This window comes from Flavobacterium cupriresistens (assembly GCF_020911925.1).
Classification (GTDB): Bacteria; Bacteroidota; Bacteroidia; order Flavobacteriales; family Flavobacteriaceae; genus Flavobacterium; species Flavobacterium cupriresistens.
In genome coordinates this window covers 5084600-5100800 of the sequence record NZ_CP087134.1, presented here as the reverse complement: position 1 = coordinate 5100800, position 16201 = coordinate 5084600, and the positions used below count along the sequence as shown (strand labels likewise).

The following is a 16201-nucleotide window of genomic DNA, read 5'->3' as shown; positions in this document are numbered from 1 at the left end:
AAAAACAAGGATGAACTTAACCACAGAATTTAAAGAAAAAGTAAGAATTGCAATTTTAGAAAAACGTGGAAATTACGGCGGTTCAGATGCCGACTTTTCTAAAAGTTTAGGAATAAACAATGCCATCTTTAGCAGAATTAAAAAAGGAGAAATCGAAAAAGTACTAAGTGATACGGCTTGGATTACTATCGGTCGACAATTACAAGTAAAAGTTTTTGAGGACAACTGGAAAGTAGCTCGCACCTCAGTATATAGTGAAATAGAAGACAACTTAAGTTTTTGCAAAGAGTTGAGCCGTTCGATGGTTTTAGTAGATGATTGTGGAATCGGGAAAACATTTTGCACAAAGCACATCATCCGTAAAATGAAAAACACTTTTTATGTTGATTGTTCTCAGGCGAAATCGAAACAACAATTCATTAAGCTTTTAGCCAAAACAATTGGTATTGATAACCACGGTAAATATAACGAAATCCTTGAAAATGTAAAATATTACATCACCACTTTAGAACGCCCTTTAATCATTTTGGACGAAGCGGGTGACTTACAATACGATGCTTTTTTGGAGTTGAAAGGAATTTGGAACGGCACTGATGGCTCTTGCGGCTGGTACATGATGGGAGCCGACGGACTAAGAAGAAAAATAAACAAAGGTTTGAGCGCTCAAAAGGTAGGATACGCCGAAATATTCAGCCGTTTTTCTGACGAATTTATCAAGCTAGTACCAAATGGAAAAGCCGACCGCCAAGCATACTACACGGAGTTAATCGGAGCAGTAGCAAGCGCGAATGTTCCCGATAAAACCAAAATAAAGCCGCTCATAAACAAATGCATTGGTAAAGAAACTACACTTCGATATTTAGAAACCTTAATAAAAATAGGCGCATAGATGGCTAGAGGAATCACGGTTAAAACACTCTTAAACAAAAAGTTTAAAACGTTCAGATTCACTGGTATTTGGGAAAGGGTTTTAGGGGAGCAAGAACGGGGAGGAATTTGGGTAATATATGGTAACGAAAAAAACGGAAAAACCACACTTGCCCTTTTACTCTCGGAGTACTTAACCAAGTTCGAAAACCTAAACTACGTATCAGCGGAAGAGGGAACGGGATTTACATTTCAGCAGAACCTCACAAGAGCGAAAATTGATTTTAAGAATACCAAAATTAAGTTTTACGATTACTTAGAAATTGAGGAACTGGAGGCAATGCTTTCTAAAAGACAAAGTGCGAAAATCGTCGTCATTGATAACGCTACGGCATACGTTGACGATTTGAAAACCGCTGTTTTAAGAAAATTAAAAAGGCAATTTCCTGACACGCTATTTATCATAATGGCACACATGGAAAAAAACGAGCCTACCACGGCAATGGCGAAACTCGCAAAAAAACTTTGTAATGTTTATTTCAGGGTCGAAGGTTTAACCGCATTTGTCGGTGGCAGATGCCCGGGAGGAATATTAACAATAAATGATCAAACGGCAATGCTATTTCACGGTAGCGAAATTTCAAAAAACTAAGGCAATGAACAAAACAATAACACAACAAGAATCGGCGCTAGAATACTTAATGACCGCATTAGCAATAGCAGATACTAAAGAAGATTTCATCCTTGCTTTTTGGGAATTATGGGCATCAAGCGTAACGACAACCACAAGAGAGTTTCAGCAAATTTTCGCAAATGCTCCGGTAAACAAATGGTTTATTACTGAGTTAGAAAAAGAGGAAAAAGAGTTTAAAATATTGTTGGCCTTATACCCCGAGATAAAAGGGTTTGAAAAGGACGAGCTGTATTGCAAGTGTATTAATAAACTAATGTCACACTTCCCTATGATTTTATTGCAAAACGCTAAAAAACGTCAGGAGAAACCCCGAACAACCAAAGTAAAAGGAGTCAAAATTGAATCATCAATATTAAATCAAAATTAGCCCATGACCCCACAACAACAGGCCAACAAAATAGCCATCCTCGAACAATGGCTAAAAAACAACCCGAACCACGATAACCGTATCATAATCGAAAAGGATTTGCGAAAGCTCCAAGAAGAATCCATATCAAAAACCAACAAATAAGATACACTCCATTTAAAAGACCATAATTTTTACAAGACATGAAAGAATTCCAACTACCACAACGCCTAAATAATCTACATACAGCATTAGAACAATGCTCACAAATTGACCTATTAAGCGATGGAAAAAACAAAGTATTTACAATTGGCGAGCGAATTGCAATTAATCAAGAGCGAGGCTCAATATTCAGCCAAATAGCGCACGAAAACGGCGAAATAACAATGCTAGAGGTTAGAACTTATAAAGTTCCCCCGCACATTGAAAATAAAATCAAGTTCACTTTAAGCAAAATCACTAATTAATTATGAGTACAGTAGAAACACAAGAAAAGCAATATACAGCGGCAGAATTAGAAGTAATGCTTGCTAATCTCAAAAAAGCGGAAAAAGCCAAAGAAGAAAGGGAAAAAGTAGCTTACGAAAAAGGGCGTGACGAAATGATTTTAAAAGTCGTTACAACTGCAAAGGCCTTATTTAGGGAGTTGGGAGAGTTCAAACAATTTTGCCATATTGAAATGGATAACCAAGCCGCAAAACTTTCAGAATACGGAAAGCTCAGAAGCAATTCAAAAGGTGGTTTTTCGGTGACGGACTCAGAAGACACAATGCGAGTTACTCGGCGTCGTGATACTGAACCAGTTTGGGACGAAAGAAGTACTAAAGCGATTGAATTGATAAAAGAGTTTCTAGGCGACGCCATCAAAAAGCGTGACGTTAAGATGTACGAAATTCTAATGAGTTTCTTAGAGCGAAACGCTAACGGTGACTTAGAATACGGCCGTGTAATGGATCTATATAAACACGAGGATAAATTCGACGATCCACGTTGGAAAGAGGGTTTAAAACTAATAAAAGAATCTTTCTCAAACCATCTGAAAGGCTATGGTTACGAACTCAAGATAAAAGGCGATGATGGCAAGTGGCAAAACTTGTGTTTAAATTTTTCGAGCCTGTAATATGAATGCTCCATACACAATTATAACACTATTAACCATTTTGTTAATAGTGTTAAACAGAAAAGACATCGCCACCTACATTGAGTGGATCAGGTTCAAATCAAGAATTTATTTTAAACAACGACAGGACAATGAACGTAGAAATAATACCAATAATCGATCACCAAGAATACACGGTTAACGGCCACAAAGTTTACAGAGACCAATACAACAATTGGGCGTGTAGGCATGACCTATCCAATACCGAACTAAATGCTTTTCGCAATTATGAGAAAGCAGTAATCAATAACAAAGCTTTCAAAAAACACACTAAATCAATCTATAAACCAAAAGGGCATAAGGTTAGTTAATTCAGCTTCCTGAGTAACTCAGTTGGTAGAGTGCCTTAAGTGGCCGGCCGCAGGTTCGAATCCTGCCTCAGGAGCAGAAAAAATCACACAAATAAGAAATAATAACAATAATTACTAAAATCAGGAATATGAGTAAAAAGGCAACCCATTACTTCGTTTATGTAGGCCACAGCACCACCACGAAAAACAAATTACAAGAAGAGTTTCAAAAATATTTAAACTCTTTGTCCGCAACACTTATCACAGCCGACAAATTAAAAGAATTAAAAAAGGCAATTATTGATAAGTCCATTGAATTAAATGTAATACATAAAAGGTGTACACCACTAAAAATATCTTTTTCAGATGGATACTATAACAAGGGTCTAATAATTAGCGGTTTTCATTCTTTAATCTTTCACATTCTAAACGCCTATGATGTCAACTAAACCGAGGGTATTTAATGGCGAAGGTTCCGCGATTGATGATTATAATAAACCTAAAGTCCAACTCCAAAAAATAGTAAACGGCGACAACAATAAAAATTGGGGTTTATTTGATAAAACCAATCAGCAGCACAAGACTCTTCTTTCACAATTACGCACTTTGCAATGGACAGCCCCAAATGGAAAGTGGGGTGAAGTTGCAGATATTTCCAGATTATCAGAGTTTTTAAAGAGTGATAAATCACCAATTAAAAAGCCTTTAAAAAATATGAACTCTAAGGAAGTATCAAAAATTATAGAATGCTTCAAATCAATGATTATTAAAACCTATAAATAAATGCCCAAAAATAATTGTACACATAGTATAACTGAAATCCTTGTGCTTCAATCTATAGTTACCTGTGAAACTACCGTGATTATTTGCTCAGAATGCAAAAAACAATTATCAAAACCTAAAACAGAATGTTAATATGAAAATAACTTTAAGCCTTAGCAATGAGGGAATCATGATTATTACATCAGCCCTACAGCCAGTGTATAAATCAACGCCGTTAACAAGACGTGAAAAATCAACCTTATCAATTGCGCTCGATGTGCTAAATAAATTAGAGAGCAAACTTGGGTCAGTAAAAATGAAGGCAAATTTGTTTGACTTTAAAAAGAAAGTAAAATTCACACTAAAGCATCATGAAGCTGATATGTTGGAACTTTTATTACTAGATCAAATAAAGTATGCAAACGAAATTTATATCAAGCAACAACTACAAAAAACAATCAATGATTTAAACCAAAAACTAGTATAATGTATATTAATAAAAAGCGCAAAAAACCTAATACAAAGCTTGAATCAATTTTTGAAACTGAGGCAAGATTAAGAGCCGAGGCAATTCAAATATCGAAGAATTTTAAGGACGTTAAAACAGTCAAGTATTTGTTAAAATAAAGATTATGGAACAACTTACCACCTACACAGTTAAAAGTAAAGTAAATGGCTTTATATGGTTGTTTAAATACTATTTAAAGGGAGATCTTAAAAGCTTTGAAGTCTTGGACGGCCAGCTATCACAAAAGCAAATTGTATGGTTATTTGCCAGCTCAAATTTTCCGGCAACCGAAAATATTATGAAAAAGATTTGGATGTCTAAAAGCCTAAAAGACAATTTTGAAATTTCGGTTTCTATGCCGGAAATTAACTTTGAAAACCTATGGAGTTTATATGGCCACAAAGTATCAAAATTTGATTCTGAAAAGGCTTTTAATAAGCTAAAAGAAGCCGATAGAATAAAATGCTTCCTTGCTGTTCCGAGTTATCAAAAGTATTTGATCAAATCTCGAATTGCAATAGCACATTTATCGACATTTATTAATCGTCAATATTATAATGACGATTGGAGTAAAGCGTAAAAAACGGCTATATAAGCCGTTTTTTACAGCCCTTTATTAGGAATAACAGCTCCACCTTTGGTAAGAAAAGACATGGCAGGAACATCGTATATTTTAAAATCTTTTACGTTGCTTAAATCAAAAACAAGAGTTCTGTTTTTTGATTTGTCATAAATAAAAATATTATCATTCGTTTTTCCAATCAAAAATAAATTAAACTTTTTTCCAGTTTCTACAGACATAGTGTCATTATAGCAAAAATATATATGGTCTTTTTTGGGATAATAGTTGACTTCGCTAACAATCAACTGACACATGAAATACGGCATTATGAACAAAACTAAAAAATAAGTTTTTAGTGTAACAGCTCTTAGCTTAAACTTAAAATAAATAAATCTGTCCAACCTATCCATAGCATGTATAGCACCAATACCTACAAGAAAAGTAAGCGGTAATGAAAATTCATGTATAGGTGTAGAAGTTCCCGATAATAGTTCCGCAAATAAAAGGATGAAAATAATAAATAAGGCTACTAAGATTGATATTGTATATTTTAAAGATACGTTATTAAATGTTTTGTTTTTATACGCAACATCTTTTTTTGATACTAAGGATGAAATCACTAAGGCAGATGAACCAAAGAATAAAATTTTAACTAAGTTACTAAGAAATAGAGTTAAAACCCCTTGTAAATCAGTGTAGTAAAAAATATTAATACCATATAACCCATAATATACATAAACATATATTACAGAGTAAATTGTAAATAAGATTCCAATATTCTTAAAAGTAAAATTGCCATTCATTAGCGTGTAAGTTAGTGTTTTTTGGTTTTTCCAAATATACTTTAAAAAAAAGAAACATGATGAATTAAGAAACTCTCAGATATGGAAATCCGTAAAACTTCCTGAAATAACTTAAGTACTTTTGAAATTATGCCCGACAAATATCAACATATTAGAGACAAAGAAGAGATTAGATTAGCTAAAATTATTATCAATATTGGCGAGAAAACCAAGAGAATAGAAAAGTTTCTTGATATGATAGAATTCATTCTATTAGTGGCTGTCATATTGCTTTATTTATGTATTTAGTTCTGCTATTTTTCTTATGTTTGCGACTATAAAACAAACCAATGACAATACCTGATTTAATAAAAGATTTTATAGATACCAATAGAGAAAGATTAAAGACACCAATTTCAGGAGCATTCTTGTTATCTTTTTTAATTTATAACTGGAGACCGATCGCCTTACTATTCATTTCTGATGCATCTATTGAAGATAAAATTGTTGTGATAAACCGTGAGTATTGTAATAAGTGGGCAATTCTTACTCCTATAATGGTAGCTTTAGTTTATACAATTCTTGTTCCTTTTTGCTCCGCTATTATTGATTTTGCATTGGTTCCCGGTAAAAAACTTAGAACTCATGTAATTTATCTTTTAAAAGGGGATCTTTTAGAGAAAAAAATTGCTATTGCGGATAATGAATTTGATTTGAAAAACAAATTATCAGGAAATAAACAGATCGAAGATTATCTAAGCCAAATAAAAGTATTAGAAGAAAGCAAGGAAAAAATTATGGTCTCCCACAATGTGTTGGCCAAAGATTTAAGCGCTCAAATTGATGATTTACTTAAAACTGTAGAAAGTTCAAAAAAGAAGGAAATTGATAATAAAGAACGTTACGAAATAATCGCATCAGAACTTCGTCGTTTAAATAAGGAATCAAACCATATAATTAAAGCTTTATCAGAGATGAATAAAGATGACCTTACTACATTATTAATGTTATATAATAAAGACGTAGTCTTGAATTCAACTAATAAACAAAGCATAGAAGTACTTAGGAAACTTGATCTAATTATGGTGAGTATAAGCGGGAATATAGAAGTATCACCGCTGGGGCTTTCAATATTAATCTCCTTAGATCAGATTCCTAACAATAGAATAAAATAATAAAACAATAAAATGAAAAAACTTATACTCCTATTACCTTTATTCATGCTATTATCATGTAACCCAAACAAAGTTCAAGATGTTGCCTCTTTTGAGTTTAATGGCGTTTGGTATTGGGTTGCACAGTACGAAGACGGAGCAACCAAACAAGATGTTGAAGCTTACGTAAATAAATGGGCAAATCCAACACAAACAAGCCACTTCTTTATTTATGATAAATCTATTGATTTATCTGTATTCAAAGATGAAACTTTCAATTTTACTAAATTTACTCAAACCGTCTTAGCAAATAAACCCCAATACGGTTACTACAAAATGCCGCCTAACACAAAATTAAATACTGATGCTGTTTGGCTTTTAGAACAATCTCAAAAACAAAATTAATATCAACAAAAAGTCCAGCTAAAAACTGGACTTTTTTTTTGTTAAAACATTTTATATTTTTGTCTCATGACACGCTCCCAACGTTTAGCCGACAGAAATAACCAAGTTCGCAAACTATTCTACGAATTACACGCCAAAAATAAGAAGTGGCGTGTTGACGCCGTTATTGATGAAGTAGCAACAAAGATGTTTTTAGCCAGTCGCACAGTCGAAGCAATCATAAAATACGAGGGAATATATGGAGATACTCCACCACCTCCAAGCAATCAATTACAATTACTTTAAACACTTTTTAAATTGTATTTAAAAAAGTTCGTATATTTGCACAGTCAGGCTTGCGGGTCGGGCAAAGCTCAGGCGTTTAGTAGTAATACTAAACGCCTGTTCGATTTAATACAATTAGCTCTCCATTTCTATAAAATACAACAGTATCATAGCCGTAGTTTTTATTCTTAAAAATATCTTTTGCCCTCTCTTGGATAATGGCATCCGTCAAAGGTTTATCCAATCTGCTGTCGCTAATAACTGCTATTGCCCCCTGTTTTGAGGCCTTATTTGCATTTCCTAAAATATTCTTAATAGCGCTTGGCCTTTTTACGTCAAAATATTGATTTCCTATTTTCAAGTCCGGATTTGATCTTTTGGACTGCAAGTTTGGAAACACAATACTTCTTAAAGTTTTTTCACGCTCTGAAATTTCGGGCAACATTTCGGCAATCTTCCCTTTTTGGGCGTATGCTTTGGCAACCCCTAAAATGTCCCTATAATCATCATTTTTAGAAATTAGCTGATGCTCTAAAACTGCCCCTTTTTTGGCCTTAAAAACAGTTTTAAATTGCTCCTTTCTATCCGACTGTAATACTTTATTTGCGGCGAATTTTTTTGCGTTCCCTTTTGATTCTATGATTTGAGTGTTACTCATTCCATTTTCATAAGGCATCTCGCCAAAAACTTTACCGCTCAAAGCCGCATTGTTTTGAAAAGCCCCTTTTATATCCAGTTCAGGAATTATTTTGCTTGGCTCTTCGTCAGTTTGTTCTAAACCACAACGACACCCCCAATCTAAGGGTACGTTATGAGTTCGCCAAAATGAGTGATTTATTGGTAAAATCAAGCCGTCTAATGCCCGGTGTTTTTCGCGTGTTCGGGCATCGTTTACCGCATTGTATTTTAGATTCGGGTATAAATCCGCATCGCCTTCATAGGCTTTCCAATTCGCCACGCTGTTTGCGGTAGCGACCGTATGGTGATATTCAGTTTTTAACCATCGCTGATTATAGTTAACGTGCAATTCTGCCGCTTTCTTTTTAAATTCTGACCACGGTATTACTTTACCATCATTTGTAAGTTCCGCCTCTAGTTGTGCCCTAAAGCTTGTTTCTTTGAAGGCCGAAAATTGCGCGATGTCAGTTTTCAATGATTGTGCTAAATCCGCATCGTAAAACTCCAAACTGTTGTTATACCCTATATCAAAAGCCTTAGTTAAATTAGTATTATAATATTCCCAAAGGGCTTGTTTGTTTTCTTCAGATACATTTCTGTCATCAAACAATTGCCTAAAATAGCTTTCAATAAGCCCGCTTAAATTATCTTCTTGCTTATCTAATTGTATAACCGAATGCTCAGTATCACAACAATTAGAGCGATAATACAGTTTAAGCAGGCTTAACGCTTTTTTGCGTTACCGGGTTTTATTGATGGCGTTTGACCTGACGGCATAGTTTCGATTTCCACACCATAAACTTCCTCCACATATTGTTGTTTTAAAATGTAGCCGTTGCTCATTAACTGGCTATCAATTTTAATTTGCTTTTCGGGGTCTTTGGTTTTTTCAATTGTGATTTTGGCATTGTCAGGAATAGTATAACCTAACTTACGCATGGCGGGAACCAACCGCTTATTTAAGAAAGAAAGCATTTTCTTTTTGTCGCTTTTAATGACTTCCTCCAAAGTGTTTTCGTGTACCGTTCCTTGAGCTTTGCTTGCCCCGTTTTCTGTGGTCATCGTTTGGTGTAAAATCAATTTCGAAAGTTCTTTGTCTAAAGCCTGTATTTTTTGATAAAAGACATTAAACGAATCCGCTTTGCTATTTTCTTTAATATCAATTTCAGTACCTAATGGGAAAACGCCATAAGGAGCGCTCCCCATTTCTTCCAACCATCCGGCAACTTCATTTTTTACAGTTTCGCTTTGGCTCGCAACTTTAGCAATACGAATCGGCACACCAAATAATTCCTCGAACTCATCCCACGAACCCCACGAGTGACGTTTTAAAATAGTATAAACGGCCGCCTTTTCTAAAATTCCAATATTGCTATAAAACTTCGCATACAGCAAAATATCGTCCACCTCAGACACGTCTAAACCTTTTGTACCATTGATATCATATAATAGTATTTTTTGTCCTGGTACTAGTTGCCCACGATCAATCATTTCGACTTCTTTGATATTTCCTTTTTCAAAGTCTTTTATCCACAAAAAACCTTCCCCTTTGTAGGTTGTTTTGTGCGCCTCATCCAGAACATAGTCGAACCACTCTTGATCTTTAATTAAATTCGTTAATTTATCGTCTTTAATTCCGTCAATCGAAAAGATATAATCTTCATTAATGGTTCTTAGTGTTCTGTCTTCGGTCACCGCCGTTAAATGTCCATCCAACATAATATCGTCATAGACTTCTTGCATCGGAAAGAAACGAGGTATTTCTGATTGAAAATAAGCATATCGCGCGGTTTGCCAATCGTTAATTTCTTTACGCCATAATCTACGTTGGCGACGGATAACATCAACCATCAAATTGGTTATTTTAGTAATGTCACCCGAATCAACATTTGATAAACTTACCTTTTTTCCTATGGCATTACCCGAAAGATTAACTTTGCTCACTTGCCTTTTTATGTTGGTTATGTTTCTATATTTTGAGCCCATTTTTATCGTAGTGTTAAATCTAATTCCCTTTTTATTTTGTCTGCAATTTGTCGGTTTAAATATTCCGATTTACCAATAAATTGACGTTTCGGCATTCCTTTTAGCCCCTCATTGTGTCGAGCAGCATAAGGCTTGTAACTTCTAAAAACAACCCTGCCTGTGCCTTGGCTTACGATATATTTAAAGGAGTTTTTCAGTTTGTCGCCCCCCGTATTAAATCCCACTAATATTGCGCGATCTGTGGTTCTACTACCGTAACGATTTAAGCTCCCCGATCGTCCTACTCGGTTGGTTCTATATCGCGTAATATTTCGCCCGTGTTTGTCTTCATTTTTTCTTGATTCCCACTTTTTAGTTGTAGTATCAGTAAAGCCCTGGTCTCTGAAATTTTTTTCAATAAACTTTTTGCCCTCTACTCCAATAACTCGCAATGCTTTTTCGGGAATCTCTTTTGAAGCTCTTATCAATAGTTTTTGTAAGTCGGTTAAACTACCAGCCATTTTGATAATTTTTGCGGCTACCCAACTTCATAAATGGCACTTCACTGTCGGGAGTTCCGTCCCCATCAGTATCTATGAGCTTTAGCGGTAGGTTAGGTTTGATAGTTCCTTTTGACACCTTTTCAAGCCATAACATCGCCTCATCGTAACGTAATTTTGCAAGCTCGTTTAATTGCTTAGCTCTACGAGAATAAATTTCAAAAAGGACGATACCTTTGAGGTGTTTTAATACTGTAAGATTCCGATCGCCTTTAGTAACAGAAAAGATGGCCTCCGTATCAAAATATTGAAATAAATACCCGCTCATCACATCGATACTTTCGGCAATGATTTCTTCGACAATTGTATCGTCGTTATTGATTATTTTATTGATTATTTCTTCAAGACCAACGGTCTTTAATTCGGTTTTTTCTAAAAACATATTATAGTGTTGAAGGTTGAACGCTTATTTTTCTACTTTGAAAACGGGCATTAATTTGGCGATAAATGGTGGTTGTAAAAGACAGTTTGTAACTCATCATTTCAAAGGAATCGTCAATGCTTTCTTCGTTGGATAAATCCAACTGTTTAAATGAGTCACCTCTTAATCCTTGGAGTTGTTCAACAATGCTATCAATAATATCCACTTCGATCAATCCGTGTTCGGGGTCGCTAGTTCCATCGTGTTGATCCATCCAACCGTCTTTACAATAAAAAGTCACGTCGACTGTCGCTTTTCCCTCCTGTTTTTGTTCTACCATAGTTTGCCACGTTATGGACTTGATTTCAATTAATGCGGCCGTAAAGTAAGTAGGGTAGTTTTCTTTCGGCATGCTGAACTGTTTGCGTTGCAAATCGACCAACTCCAAGACGGACAATTCTGAAAGTACCGCTTTAGTTTTTATGAATAATTCTTTTCTTGGTGTCATACCCTACGAGTTTTTTTTCGTTGACCGATTACGGGTTTTTGGTTACTCTCTTCTTTTTGGGAGTAGCCAAATAATAGCCTCCCTTTTCGAACACACTGCTCTAAAACGTCTAAAATATCATCAGGCGTTTTACACCCTTTCTCAAAGGCTACAATGTGCTCCACTGCCTTGTCCATGTCATCTGTATCCTTTAGTTTTTCATCAAAAGTGATTAAGCCACGTTGAAAAGTGTTAGTCAAAGTGGCGTCAATTTTGTCGTGTTTATCTCCTGACGCATGGTCTGCAATTGGGATTCCAACGGCGTTATTTTCTTCACAAGATACAAGCCATTCGGGCTCATAAACTACAGATTGTGCCGCTGTGGCATCATAGTACGAAATGATTGACATTCCTTTGCTATTATACTTTTTTTGCCATTCATAGTGTTGGCTCATTGCCTCCGATAAACTAACTTGACGATTGAATATTTCTAAAACGTGTGCCCTACCTTTTTCAATAGATACAATTCCACCCGCCTTAAAATCGCCGGTATCTTTATAGGACAAATCCCAAAATTCAATCAACCCCTCAAAAATTTGATTGCCATGAGTTTTTTTATATCGAATCCATTCCGCTTTAATACGTTTCCCTTCTTCTACGGGATTGTTAAAATCCTCACGTTGGCTCGTATGATAATCTGTATCGTTTACAATGTCTTTGCAGTCTTGCATGCTGTACCGCTCCGGCCAACTTGGTTTAAATTTATCATCGCATAAGTTGACCGTACTAATTTTTAAGTTTGGCGACTTTTTGTTTTTTTCGGCATAGCCATCAACAATTCCGTTTTTCACGATGTAATTATTTGCCATCACTTGGCGAAACCGCCCTTTTTGCCCCGCCTTACCTAAATCACCCGTGAGCTTCTGAACATTCTCTTTGGTTAGGTCAATATTTTTGGCTTGCTTTCGGTCTTCTAAATCGTCCATTGAAGCAAAGTCAGGTCGCCAAGCCCCATTACGCAAACCCCTAAAAGGTTGATTCAACCCCAAAGCTTTAAACATTTTTTTGTCGTTGGTCTCAAATTGCCCATCTGCCCAAGAGCCGTACTGCATTTGTGTTCCAAAATCCTTAATATATCGTTCATTACTTTCTAAGTGCATTTGAATATCAGAAAGTAATAGTTTGCCCGCATCAAGAGTGCGCCCAATGATTAAACCAAAATTAACCTCGTTATTTTCTTTGAGGTGACACAGGTTTCCTACGTTAGTATGAATGGACTTTGCGGCACCACGAAACCATCGCCTTTGTTGTTTGATTAAAGGGTTTTTAAACAGCTCCAAATAACTTGTTAAATGAAACTTTGCGCAAGGCGCATCCGCTAAGGCTAAAAGTGAATTCACGCCATAGTAATACTCGAAAAATTCCAAATAGTTTTCAGGCTTTAAAAGACGTTTAATACGTGCCTCTTGTTCGGCCGTTGTTTCTTTAAATAAGGATGCACCGGAAAGCAATTGAATTCTTTTGGACTCTCGACTATACCTTTCAAAGGCCTCTTTTAATTCCGTCTTAGTCATTGCTTACGAGCTCATTTACATATTTATCAAAAAACACACGAATTGTTTGTAATAATTCTAAAATTTCATCACGTTTTTTTCCTGTATTGTTTCCCGCCTGTACTACCATAAATTGGCTAAAGCCGTCAAAACTTTCCATTGTATGTACGGCCTTTTTTCGGTCATCATCCATTCGATCCCAAGCGGCTGAAATTTTGGCTAAGTCGTCGGCTTTGTGTTTTGGCTGTCTTCCCTCTCTAATGTCAATTACGTACTGAAGTATTAGTTTTTTGATTTCGCTTGGGCGTATCGCAAAAAGCTCTTTTTCATTTTCCCAAAAATGAAGTTCACGCCAATTTGATAAAGTTTTTACACCAACCCCCAAAATTTCAGAAATATTGGTTAACGAAAAACCTTTTACAAACAAATCTTTTGCCTGTAATTTTTTATAGTCGCTTTGAGCAGCGGTCATTCTACCCTTGCCTTTATTTGTAGTATCCATCAATGTTCAGGTTTCCGTTTTCCTCAAACTTTATGTTATTAATTTTCATACCATCATGCTCCAAGTTTTTCTTGGCGTCAATCAAAAACGGCATGTAATCGTCGTCGCTAAGCATTCGATTTAAGCCAACACCCAACTCGGGAAATTCTTTAAATTCTCCTTTGGTAGCTATCAAAATATGCTCTTGGTGTGTGTAGCCCGAAAAGTCCACTACAAAGTCGCCATCTTGCAAGGCGAGGTCTCCATTTGTATCTAAAATTATATCAGTCATAGCGCAAAGTTCCACATATAATAGGCATAGAAAAAAAACAACATCAAGGCTTGTAATTTATTCATACAAGCTTTGTATCAAAAGGATACAAGCCTTGGACGGCTGTTTTTTTTTACTCGAAAACCGCCCCAATTTTGCCCTCGAAATCATTACCAAATTCAATTTTAAAAGCCAATGCAACACGACTTTGTTATTAATACCGAAAACGTAAACGAGTATAAATACCGCATTTTAACAGATGGTATTGACTACACTCAATACTTGCGCAATCCTGTTGTATTGTATTTACATGAGCGAGATTCTTATACGAATAAAGGGGGGGAAGTGATTGGGCGCTGTATCAAACTTTTTGTCCAAGATAAAAAGCTAATCGCAACAATTGAATTTGACCAGAATGACGAATTCTCTAAAAAGATTGCCGACAAAGTGGCCGGCGGTTTTATACGTATGGCTTCTATGTACGCCGACGTTATTGCGGCGTCATCAGAGCCCGAATTAGTAAAGGAAGGACAATTGTATGAAACTGTTACTAAATGTAAACTAGTTGAAATTTCAATTGTACCTATTGGAGGAAATGACGACGCCTTAAAGTTGTCTAAAAAAGGTGGTGAAGTGAAGCTAAATAAATTGAACATAAAAAAAGAAGATATGCCTGAATTAAAAACAATTGCCCTTGCATTGGGTAAAGCGGCGGATACGTCGGAAAGTGTGTTACTTGACACTATTTCAAAAATCAAATTGGAAAAAGATACTGCGGAAACAAAAGTTACTGCACTTGAAGCGGAAGTCAAAGGAATTCGTTTAACAGCTGCTACGGATTTAGTAGAAAAAGCCGTCGTATTAGGGTTGATTCCTACGGCATTGAAAGACTCTCAAATCAAAGCTTTTGACGGCAATTTTGAAGAACAAAAAGCCATTTTATCCAAATTGATTGGAGACAAAGAGGCGGAAAATGTTGGTAACGGAAACCAAGCTGCAGTTAAGGAAGTAATCCTTTCGAGCAGAAGCACTACTGGAAATGTTCTTACTACCCCTGAAGAATCATTTGATTATTTGCAAAAACACGATGCCGTGAAGTTGTCAAAAATTAGAGATGACGAACCCGCAAAGTATGCTCAATTAGCTAAAGATTATCAGACCGGTGTGCGATACAAAGTAAATAATTAAAAAATCTCATTTATAAAAAAAGATATGGCTTTACAAAAAGAAGTATGGGTTGCAGGAATTCAAGAAAATCCAATCCCTGATAATAGTTTTGTTTTTGCATCTACGGACAAATCCGAGTATGTAGAAAATAACAAATTACACCTTGCGGAAGCTGGTATAGAACCAGAAGTTCATGAAGATTACTTTGCGGGAAGTGAAACGGATTTGCCGTTGGCAACGATCACAGATATTCCAAACGAGGTGGTTTTAAAAACGTATTCAACTGATAGAACCCGCCACAGAGATTTGCAAGAAGTGGAATTGCAGTATAATAAACGTGCCTCAATTACTAATCGTCACAAAGTTTCTTTAGCTAAAAACCTTGGAAAAAGAGCGGCTTTTGCTTGGGCGCCAGCTTTGGATAATGCAAATAATAAAATTATCACTGTAGGTACGGGTAAATTTATTAGTGCAATCATTAAAATGAAGGCATTCTACAATGGCTTGGATATCTATGATAATTTGAATATTTGTTTGACGGCGGAGCACATGGGGCTAATTGAAGAGGAAGATACAGTTTTGTACAAGAAAATCTTAGATACAAACAAAATGTATGGCTTTACAATTTACAACTACAATCAAACGGCACTGTACACATCTGCGGGAGCTAAAAAGCCATACGGAACTGTAAAAGCTGTAGGTGATAAAAATTGCTCTTTTACTTGGTGCTCCGACGAAACATTTAGATGCTTTGGAGATACTGAGATGTACGAAACAATTCGCTCCGCAGCTTCGCAGGCCGACGAAATTTCATTCGCTCAAAGAGCCCTTGTGGGTAACATCCGTGCAACCAATCCTAAATATTTAGGAGCAATCTTGAGTTAG

Annotated in this window: 25 protein-coding genes and 1 tRNA gene; 17 read left to right on the top strand and 9 right to left on the bottom strand. The window is 35.8% G+C overall.

The features are described from left to right. The first annotated feature begins 10 nt into the window (after positions 1-10). From LNP23_RS20215 to LNP23_RS20160, 12 genes are all read left to right on the top strand, one after another. Complete coding sequence (locus LNP23_RS20215) at positions 11-889, top strand: AAA family ATPase (protein ID WP_230002630.1); 879 nt, start codon at positions 11-13, stop codon at positions 887-889. Continuing rightward, the gene (locus LNP23_RS20210; protein WP_230002629.1) at positions 890-1519 is read left to right on the top strand and encodes a P-loop NTPase family protein; all 630 of its coding nucleotides are present in this window, start codon (positions 890-892) and stop codon (positions 1517-1519) included. Positions 1520-1523: 4 nt separating this feature from the next. Then, positions 1524-1928 carry a hypothetical protein gene (locus tag LNP23_RS20205; RefSeq protein WP_230002628.1) on the top strand — a complete coding sequence of 135 codons (405 nt, stop codon included), beginning with the start codon at positions 1524-1526 and terminating at the stop codon, positions 1926-1928. A gap of 3 nt (positions 1929-1931) precedes the next feature. After that, complete coding sequence (locus LNP23_RS20200) at positions 1932-2072, top strand: hypothetical protein (protein WP_230002627.1); 141 nt, start codon at positions 1932-1934, stop codon at positions 2070-2072. 38 nt (positions 2073-2110) lie between these two features. Then, the gene (locus LNP23_RS20195; RefSeq protein ID WP_230002626.1) at positions 2111-2374 is read left to right on the top strand and encodes a hypothetical protein; all 264 of its coding nucleotides are present in this window, start codon (positions 2111-2113) and stop codon (positions 2372-2374) included. 2 nt (positions 2375-2376) lie between these two features. Next, a complete protein-coding gene (locus tag LNP23_RS20190; protein ID WP_230002625.1) occupies positions 2377-3027 on the top strand; it encodes a DUF3164 family protein in 651 nt (216 codons plus the stop codon). Positions 3028-3158: 131 nt separating this feature from the next. Beyond that, on the top strand, positions 3159-3377 hold the full coding sequence (locus LNP23_RS20185) for a hypothetical protein (protein ID WP_230002624.1): 219 nt from the start codon (positions 3159-3161) through the stop codon (positions 3375-3377). Positions 3378-3384: 7 nt separating this feature from the next. Further along, positions 3385-3451 (top strand) — tRNA-OTHER (locus LNP23_RS20180). Between the two features lie 54 nt (positions 3452-3505). After that, on the top strand, positions 3506-3805 hold the full coding sequence (locus LNP23_RS20175; protein WP_230002623.1) for a hypothetical protein: 300 nt from the start codon (positions 3506-3508) through the stop codon (positions 3803-3805). Next, positions 3792-4139 carry a hypothetical protein gene (locus tag LNP23_RS20170; RefSeq protein ID WP_230002622.1) on the top strand — a complete coding sequence of 116 codons (348 nt, stop codon included), beginning with the start codon at positions 3792-3794 and terminating at the stop codon, positions 4137-4139. The genes LNP23_RS20175 and LNP23_RS20170 overlap by 14 nt, the downstream gene beginning before the upstream one ends. 133 nt (positions 4140-4272) lie before the next feature. After that, positions 4273-4605 (top strand): hypothetical protein, encoded by a 333-nt coding sequence (locus LNP23_RS20165; protein WP_230002621.1) that lies wholly within the window; start codon positions 4273-4275, stop codon positions 4603-4605. A gap of 145 nt (positions 4606-4750) precedes the next feature. Next, on the top strand, positions 4751-5206 hold the full coding sequence (locus tag LNP23_RS20160; RefSeq protein WP_230002620.1) for a hypothetical protein: 456 nt from the start codon (positions 4751-4753) through the stop codon (positions 5204-5206). 23 nt (positions 5207-5229) lie between these two features. Here LNP23_RS20160 and LNP23_RS20155 read toward each other — a convergent pair whose 3' ends face one another. Then, on the bottom strand, positions 5230-5991 hold the full coding sequence (locus LNP23_RS20155) for a hypothetical protein (RefSeq protein ID WP_230002619.1): 762 nt from the start codon (positions 5989-5991) through the stop codon (positions 5230-5232). A gap of 329 nt (positions 5992-6320) precedes the next feature. Between LNP23_RS20155 and LNP23_RS20150 the strand changes: the two genes are divergently transcribed. The 3 genes from LNP23_RS20150 to LNP23_RS20140 all read left to right on the top strand — a co-directional run bounded on the left by LNP23_RS20150 (position 6321) and on the right by LNP23_RS20140 (position 7814). Then, the gene (locus tag LNP23_RS20150) at positions 6321-7145 is read left to right on the top strand and encodes a hypothetical protein (protein WP_230002618.1); all 825 of its coding nucleotides are present in this window, start codon (positions 6321-6323) and stop codon (positions 7143-7145) included. 12 nt (positions 7146-7157) lie between these two features. Continuing rightward, positions 7158-7529: a hypothetical protein gene (locus LNP23_RS20145; protein ID WP_230002617.1), complete on the top strand. Its 372-nt coding sequence runs from the start codon at positions 7158-7160 to the stop codon at positions 7527-7529. 66 nt (positions 7530-7595) lie between these two features. Beyond that, positions 7596-7814 carry a hypothetical protein gene (locus LNP23_RS20140; protein ID WP_230002616.1) on the top strand — a complete coding sequence of 73 codons (219 nt, stop codon included), beginning with the start codon at positions 7596-7598 and terminating at the stop codon, positions 7812-7814. A gap of 88 nt (positions 7815-7902) precedes the next feature. Here LNP23_RS20140 and LNP23_RS20135 read toward each other — a convergent pair whose 3' ends face one another. From LNP23_RS20135 to LNP23_RS20100, 8 genes are all read right to left on the bottom strand, one after another. After that, positions 7903-9081 (bottom strand): phage minor head protein, encoded by a 1179-nt coding sequence (locus tag LNP23_RS20135; protein WP_230002615.1) that lies wholly within the window; start codon positions 9079-9081, stop codon positions 7903-7905. 113 nt (positions 9082-9194) lie between these two features. Beyond that, positions 9195-10415, bottom strand: a complete 1221-nt coding sequence (locus LNP23_RS20130; RefSeq protein ID WP_230002614.1) for a phage portal protein family protein — start codon at positions 10413-10415, stop codon at positions 9195-9197. Between the two features lie 44 nt (positions 10416-10459). Beyond that, positions 10460-10957, bottom strand: a complete 498-nt coding sequence (locus tag LNP23_RS20125; RefSeq protein WP_230002613.1) for a phage morphogenesis protein — start codon at positions 10955-10957, stop codon at positions 10460-10462. Beyond that, positions 10947-11378, bottom strand: coding sequence for a phage protein Gp36 family protein (locus tag LNP23_RS20120; protein ID WP_230002612.1), 432 nt, complete (start codon positions 11376-11378; stop codon positions 10947-10949). The genes LNP23_RS20125 and LNP23_RS20120 overlap by 11 nt, the downstream gene beginning before the upstream one ends. A 1-nt stretch (position 11379) precedes the next feature. After that, entirely contained in the window at positions 11380-11865 is a 486-nt protein-coding gene (locus LNP23_RS20115) for a hypothetical protein (RefSeq protein WP_230002611.1), read from the bottom strand. Then, positions 11862-13418 carry a hypothetical protein gene (locus tag LNP23_RS20110; protein WP_230002610.1) on the bottom strand — a complete coding sequence of 519 codons (1557 nt, stop codon included), beginning with the start codon at positions 13416-13418 and terminating at the stop codon, positions 11862-11864. The genes LNP23_RS20115 and LNP23_RS20110 overlap by 4 nt, the downstream gene beginning before the upstream one ends. Further along, the gene (locus tag LNP23_RS20105) at positions 13411-13899 is read right to left on the bottom strand and encodes a terminase gpP N-terminus-related DNA-binding protein (RefSeq protein ID WP_230002609.1); all 489 of its coding nucleotides are present in this window, start codon (positions 13897-13899) and stop codon (positions 13411-13413) included. The genes LNP23_RS20110 and LNP23_RS20105 overlap by 8 nt, the downstream gene beginning before the upstream one ends. Continuing rightward, positions 13883-14170 (bottom strand): oxidase, encoded by a 288-nt coding sequence (locus tag LNP23_RS20100; protein ID WP_230002608.1) that lies wholly within the window; start codon positions 14168-14170, stop codon positions 13883-13885. The genes LNP23_RS20105 and LNP23_RS20100 overlap by 17 nt, the downstream gene beginning before the upstream one ends. Positions 14171-14344: 174 nt before the next feature. Here LNP23_RS20100 and LNP23_RS20095 point away from each other — a divergent pair, with 174 nt between their 5' ends. Together LNP23_RS20095 and LNP23_RS20090 are read left to right on the top strand one after the other, a co-directional pair. After that, a complete protein-coding gene (locus tag LNP23_RS20095; RefSeq protein ID WP_230002607.1) occupies positions 14345-15337 on the top strand; it encodes an HK97 family phage prohead protease in 993 nt (330 codons plus the stop codon). 24 nt (positions 15338-15361) lie between these two features. Beyond that, positions 15362-16201 carry a hypothetical protein gene (locus LNP23_RS20090; protein ID WP_230002606.1) on the top strand — a complete coding sequence of 280 codons (840 nt, stop codon included), beginning with the start codon at positions 15362-15364 and terminating at the stop codon, positions 16199-16201.